This is a genomic window from Arthrobacter sp. I3 (assembly GCF_000520575.1).
Taxonomy (GTDB): Bacteria; Actinomycetota; Actinomycetes; order Actinomycetales; family Micrococcaceae; genus Arthrobacter; species Arthrobacter humicola_A.
On record NZ_KI914916.1, the window covers coordinates 181241 to 183108 of the forward strand.

The 1868-nt window shown below is 66.6% G+C and carries 3 protein-coding genes; 1 reads left to right on the top strand and 2 read right to left on the bottom strand.

Annotated elements, in window-relative coordinates; genetic code table 11:
• Positions 1 to 143, bottom strand: a 143-nt coding sequence (locus Y706_RS30105; protein WP_043435557.1) for a VOC family protein, incomplete at its 3' end; no start/stop codon positions are given.
• Positions 140 to 589 carry a helix-turn-helix transcriptional regulator gene (locus Y706_RS0108920; RefSeq protein ID WP_028276331.1) on the bottom strand — a complete coding sequence of 150 codons (450 nt, stop codon included), beginning with the start codon at positions 587 to 589 and terminating at the stop codon, positions 140 to 142. The genes Y706_RS0108920 and Y706_RS30105, both read right to left, overlap by 4 nt.
• A gap of 104 nt (positions 590 to 693) precedes the next feature.
• On the opposite strand from Y706_RS0108920, the gene Y706_RS0108925 reads away from it, so the two are divergent.
• On the top strand, positions 694 to 1868 hold a 1175-nt coding region (locus Y706_RS0108925; RefSeq protein WP_028276332.1), incomplete at its 3' end, for a type III polyketide synthase.

The following is a 1868-nucleotide window of genomic DNA, read 5'->3' on the forward strand; positions in this document are numbered from 1 at the left end:
CCGACCGTGATCCAGCGCATCCCGCCGTAGCCGACGTCGTTGCGGACCTCGAAGCCGAGGGTGTCCCGGTAGAAGGCCAAAGCGGCGTCGGGATCGTTGTGTGGGAGGAAACTCGCGTGAATGTTGATGTCCATGGACTTCATGCTAGTTGCGGTTCGGGGGCCGGGACTTCTCGATTCCTGACCGGTCTGGTGACCTGTTTCGCGACGCACGAGGGCATCCCCGCGGTCGCCCTCGCAGCCTCGCGCCGATAGACGCTGGGCGGCACGCCAACCAGTTCGTTGAAGCGGGTGCTGAAGGTGCCCAGCGACGAGCAGCCGACCGTAAAGCAGACCTCGGTGACGCTCAGGTCGCCGCGGCGCAGCAGGGCCATCGCGCGTTCTATGCGCCGTGTCATGAGATAGCTGTACGGCGACTCGCCGTACGCCAGGCGGAACTCGCGGCTGAGGTGCCCGGCGGACATGTGGGCGCCGCGGGCGAGGGCCTCGACATCCAGCGGCTGTGCGTATTCCCGGTCCATTCGGTCGCGGACGCGGCGTAACAGCGCGAGGTCGCGCAAGCGCTGCGCCCGGTCGGGTTTGCTGGTCACAAGTGCGATCGTGCTACGTCGTGCCGGAGTTGTCCAGCCTGGAGGTGTTCCTGAATCTCCGGCCGTTCCATTGTCTTTGGCGGCAGGCTCGCTGAGAATGAACCATGACGGTCTACTTGAGGTCTCTGGAAACTGCAGTCCCGCCAACCATCCTGGTCCAGCCCGAGGCCAGGGCCGTGTTCGCCGCCCAGCCGGGCCTCACCCGGCTCGGATCCCGGCTCGTCAACACGTGCTTTGACTCCGCAGCCATCGACACCCGGCACACGGCGGTGGAGGAACTCACCGCGGACAGCCAGGCGGAAAACCCCCAGTTCTTCGACCCCGCCACCGGCTTGGTGCTCAGCCCCAGCACCAAAACCCGGAACGGCATCTTCGCCACGGAAGCGACCAAGCTTTTCATTGAAGCAGCCCAAAAAGCCCTCGATGCCTGCCCGGGCGTCGAGGCGCGGGACATCACCCACCTGATCACGGTTTCCTGCACCGGATTCTTCAATCCCGGCCCGGACTACAAGATTGTCCGGGCCCTCGGCCTGAATCCGGCTGTCCAGCGGTACCACCTCGGCTTTATGGGCTGCTATGCAGCCTTCCCGGCGCTGCGGGCGGCGAAGTCCTTTTGCGAGGCGGATCCGGAGGCAACGGTGCTGGTGGTCTGCGCCGAACTCTGTTCCCTTCACGTCCGGACCTCCAATGATCCGGACACCATCATGGGGTCGGCCTTGTTCGCCGACGGCGCTGCCGCGGCCATCATCACAGCGCGGGACATCCCCGGGGAAGCGCCCCTTCTGCGGCTGGACCACTTCGAAACCGTCCTGACGCCCGTCGGGGAGGACTCGATGGCCTGGAACATCGGCGACGAGGGCTTCGAGATGGTGCTGGGCAACTATGTCCCGCACATCATCGACGACCACATCATTGGCGCGCTGGAACCGCTGCTGTCCCGCGACGGCTCGCTGCAGGGGCTCCCCTACCGGGAGATCGAGCACTGGGGCATCCACCCGGGCGGCCGGAGCATTCTGGACAAGGTCCAGTCCCGGCTGGAGCTCAGCGACGAGCAGCTGGTCCCGGCCCGCGAAACTCTCCGGAACTTCGGCAACATGAGCAGCGCCACCGTCCTGTTCGTCCTCAAGCACATCCTCGAACTGCCGGCAGCAGACGACGCCGCGGACGACGGCTGGGCCGGCCAGGGCGCGGAACGGATCTGCTCCATGGCCTTCGGCCCGGGCCTGACGGTCGAGACGGCGCTCTTCACCCGGGTGGCTGCCCCGCGGCCCGCCGCGGC